Annotated in this window: 4 protein-coding genes; 3 read left to right on the top strand and 1 reads right to left on the bottom strand. The window is 55.7% G+C overall.

Going from position 1 to position 4204, the window contains the following annotated elements:
* The 3 genes from M1136_04535 to M1136_04545 all read left to right on the top strand — a co-directional run.
* Nucleotides 1-860 (top strand): Hsp70 family protein (locus M1136_04535; GenBank protein ID MCL5074907.1); only part of this gene is annotated, 860 nt, incomplete at its 5' end.
* 13 nt (nucleotides 861-873) lie between these two features.
* Nucleotides 874-1569 (top strand): response regulator transcription factor, encoded by a 696-nt coding sequence (locus M1136_04540; GenBank protein MCL5074908.1) that lies wholly within the window; start codon nucleotides 874-876, stop codon nucleotides 1567-1569.
* A gap of 3 nt (nucleotides 1570-1572) precedes the next feature.
* Nucleotides 1573-2952: a cell wall metabolism sensor histidine kinase WalK gene (locus M1136_04545; protein MCL5074909.1), complete on the top strand. Its 1380-nt coding sequence runs from the start codon at nucleotides 1573-1575 to the stop codon at nucleotides 2950-2952.
* Nucleotides 2953-3010: 58 nt separating this feature from the next.
* On the opposite strand, the gene xerD is transcribed toward M1136_04545, so the two are convergent.
* Entirely contained in the window at nucleotides 3011-3940 is a 930-nt protein-coding gene (xerD, locus tag M1136_04550; protein MCL5074910.1) for a site-specific tyrosine recombinase XerD, read from the bottom strand.
* Nucleotides 3941-4204: the final 264 nt, after the last annotated feature.

Raw genomic sequence — 4204 nt, forward strand, 5'->3', positions numbered from 1 at the left:
CGGTAGTAGAGAAGGTGCGCCAACTTTTTGGCAAGGAGCCGCACAAGGGGGTGAACCCTGATGAGGTGGTGGCTGTTGGGGCGGCCATTCAGGCTGGGGTACTCAAGGGGGAGGTGAAGGATGTCTTACTTTTGGACGTGACCCCCCTCACCCTGGGCATTGAGACCCTGGGAGGGGTGATGACCCCGCTGATCACCCGCAACACGACCATTCCCACGGCCAAGAGTCAGATCTTCACCACGGCCACCGACAATCAGATGAGTGTAGAGATTCATGTTTTGCAGGGGGAGCGTCCCATGGTGGCTGAGAACAAGAGCATTGGGCGCTTCATCCTTGATGGGCTATTGCCTGCTCCGCGGGGGGTGCCCCAGATTGAGGTGACCTTTGATCTTGATGCCAATGGTATCCTCAACGTTTCGGCGCGGGACAAAGGGACGGGGCGGGAGCAGCGCATCACCATCACGGCCTCCAGTGGGCTCGGCAAGGAGGAGGTGGAGCGGATGGTGCGTGAGGCTGAGGCGCATGCGGAGGAAGATCGGCGCAAGCGGGAGGAGATTGAGGTACGCAACCAGGCTGATGGGCTTATTTACAGCACGGAGCGGCTGCTACGTGAGCAGGGGGAGCGGGTGCCGGCTGAGTTACGCGGTGAGGTAGAGGGGAAGGTGAGTGTCCTGCGCGAGGCCCTTGGGGGTACAGATATTGGGGTGGTACGGCGGGCGATGGAGGATCTCTCCCTCTCCCTGCAGCGGATCGGACAGGCTGTCTATGGGCAGGCTGGGGCCAGCCAGGCTGGTGCATCCCAGAGTGGGGGAGAAGGTCCCCAGGAGGGTACCATCGAGGGGGAGTTCCGTGAGGTGTGATTGACAAGGGGCGATGGCTAAGATCCTCGTTGTTGACGACGAGCTTACTTTACTCGAAACGCTCCGCTATAACCTGCGGCGGGAAGGATACGAGGTCTATACAGCTGTCGATGGCTTGCAGGCCCTGGAGATGGCCAGGCGGGAGAAGCCTGAACTGATCATCCTCGATATAATGTTGCCGAAATTGGATGGCTTTGAGGTTTGTCGTATCCTGCGCAAAGAGACGATGGTGCCTATCTTAATGCTTACGGCCAAAGAGGAGGAGATCGATAAGGTTTTAGGTCTGGAATTGGGAGCCGATGATTATATAACTAAGCCCTTCAGCCTGCGCGAGCTGAGCGCACGGATCAAAGCCTCGTTACGACGCGTTCAGATGGTTCAGGAGGCGAAATGGGAAGGGGAGAAAGCCGAAGTGTTGAGGGTAGGGGAATTAGAGCTGAACCTGGCTGAGCACCGCGTTTCCCAGCGAGGATCGGTTATTGATCTGAGGCCAAGAGAGTTCGAACTCTTGGCTTTTTTATTGAGGAATAAAGGTAAGGCCTTCTCCCGTGATACCTTGCTAGAGAGGGTCTGGGGATACGACTATGCTGGGGATACCCGTACGGTGGATGTACATATTCGTTGGTTGCGCGAGAAAATCGAGGATGACCCGAGCACTCCCCGCTATATTCGCACTGTGCGCGGCGTTGGCTACCGCCTGGAGGGATAAAGGGTGTTCGGCCGCATCAGCCAGCGGATAGCTATTCCCTACCTTGCTCTTATCTTCGGCTCCATGCTCACCCTCGGGATATGCTTAGAAGTCTTCGGATATCGGCCGGACCTCACAGGAGTCATCGTAGTCATATTTGCCCTCGTGATGGCTGTGCTGGCCGTCGTTTTGGCCATACTGGTAGCCAGGTCTATTACGAAGCCGATCGAGAAGCTCACTATGATGGCCAGGCAGCTGGCCGCCAGTGACCTGGACCAGGCCGTCAAGGTCTCCTCAGGAGACGAGATTGAAGAGCTAGCTTGGTCCTTCAATCAAATGGCCGAGCGTACCAAGAGGACCATCGACAGCCTTTCCAGTGAACGGAACAGGATAGTGACTCTTCTATCAAGGATGGCCGATGGGGTAGTGATCACCGGCCATGATGGCCGGGTTGCGTTGGTGAATCCAGCCGCGGCCAAGATTTTAGGAATATCATCCGACGTGGTATTGGGACGCTCCTTCATCAAGGCAGTGCGCGATCATGAGTTGCATCAGTTATGGCAACGTTGTCAGCAATCAGGTGAGCAGTTTACCGAGTTGATCCGTCTTGGTCCGGCCAGTCGTTTTGTAAGGGTGACGGCCATGCCTGTCAAGGAGGGTGCCTTTACATCCGGTCTAGTGCTGCTGCAAGATGTGTCGGAGCTGCGCCGTTTGGAGACAACACGCCGGGAGTTTGTAGCGAATATTTCCCACGAGCTACGCACTCCCCTTGCCTCTCTTAAGCTTCTTGTGGAAACTCTCGAGGAAGGCGCGCTGCTGGAGGAGCCAACGACGGCCAGGGAGTTTCTAGGGAAGATCCATCTAGAGATAGATAAGCTTACCCAGCTGGTGAGGGAGCTGCTGGAGTTATCCCGTATCGAGTCGGGGCAGGTGCCGCTGAAGTGGGAAGCGCTAGACATTGGTCACCTTATAGAGGAGGCTGTTGGTCATTTGAGACCTCAGGCGGAAAGGCAAGGCATCGAGCTGAAAATTGTCGCCTCACCACCTCTCCCGAGGCTCTATGCTGATGGCGAGAGGGTGCAGCAGGTGATCGTAAACCTGGTCCATAACGCCATCAAATTCACTCCACCCGGAGGGAAGGTTGAGGTCTTGGTGAGGCCGCAGAGCGAGGCCGTCGTGATCTCGGTGATCGACACGGGGGTAGGTATCCCGGGGGAGGATTTACCACGCATCTTCGAGCGTTTCTATAAGGCGGATAAGTCCAGGTCTTCAGGGGGTACTGGGCTGGGGCTGGCCATCGCCAAACATATCGTCCAGGCACATGGTGGGCGTATCTGGGCCGAGAGTGTAGAGGGGCAAGGTTCCACTTTCAGCTTCACTCTGCCTCTTACAACTGGGGCATAAAATCCTCATCGACGAGCGGGTCTTTGGCTGGACGTCCCCTGCCCTGTGAGGCAATCGGTTAATTTGAACTGTAGGCTTCTGAAATGTTCTCTTTAGGGAGATGGGTATAGATTTGAGTGGTAGTGATACTAGCGTGCCCCAACATCTCCTGAATGGAGTGGAGATCGGCCCCGCTGTGTAGCATGTGAGTGGCGAAGGAATGGCGCAGGATGTTCGGTGTGATGTTGGTGCTCACCTTCGCTTGTTTAGCGTAAGACTTGACGATTAGCCAAAACCCCTGCCTCGTTAGCCGCTCGCCCCGGTGGTTGACGAAGAGTGCTTGCTGGTCCGTATGCCGCGTGAGAATAGGGCGGGCCTGTTGCAGATAATCCTCCAGGGGTTTAATCGCCTGTGGTCTTATAGGTATGATACGTTCCCTTGCTCCCCTGCCAACGCAGCGTACATAGCCGGCTGAGAGGTCCACGTCAGCCAGGTCGAGGGCCATGAGCTCACTAACCCGCATGCCAGTAGCGTAGAGCATCTCCAACATAGCCTTATCCCGGGTAGCCTCAGGGGTGGAGAGACGAGCGGGTTGCTCCAATAGCTCATCAACCTCCTGTATGGTCAACGTCTGTGGCAAGACCTTATCTACCTTCGGTGAGGCTAGGTTCTCTGTGGGATCCTCCGGGATCATGCCTTCGGCGGTCAGGAAGTGGAAGAAGGACTTGACGGCGGCGATCTTGCGGGCTACGCTGGCCGGCGCATAGCGCCTCTCCTTGAGCTGCAAGATAAATGAGATGATCCGCATCCTGGTTGCCTTTGACCAATCAAGTTCGTTGCCCTTGGGGTCAGGCGGTGTTCTACCGCTGGCTCCTGATTGGCGAGCCTCCGCATCAAGCACAAACTGGTAGAACTGGGTCAGGTCATTACGGTAGGCCGCTAAGGTGTTCTCTGAGAAGCCTCTTTCTACGCTGAGAAAATGGAGGAATTTAGCGATCTCTGCTTGCATCACACACCCCCTCCGATGCGCAAGTCTTAGAGTGGCCATCTGATGTGCATTTTACCATAATGAAGAGTGGACCGAAAGGCCTAATCCGACTATAGCTACGGCAAATTTTGCGACTTAAGCTAGTTGGAAACTGGGCATGTTGTTGTCCAGTGAAAATGTCACCCTAATTGTTCAGTGATTTTGTCACCATTACCTGCCTACGCCAAGGATGATTAGCTGCAGGCCGCCAAGGACTGGCCTTAGTTGCCTTCGGCAGCGAAACTG

Source organism: Chloroflexota bacterium (assembly GCA_023475225.1).
Lineage (GTDB): Bacteria > Chloroflexota > UBA6077 > FW602-bin22 > JAMCVK01 > JAMCVK01.

What these genes read in the sequence shown, in the direction of transcription:
- M1136_04540 (MCL5074908.1), top strand. Translation starts at nt 874, where the DNA reads ATGGCTAAGATCCTCGTTGTTGACGACGAGCTTACTTTACTCGAAACG.
- xerD (MCL5074910.1), bottom strand. Translation starts at nt 3,940, where the DNA reads ATGCAAGCAGAGATCGCTAAATTCCTCCATTTTCTCAGCGTAGAAAGA.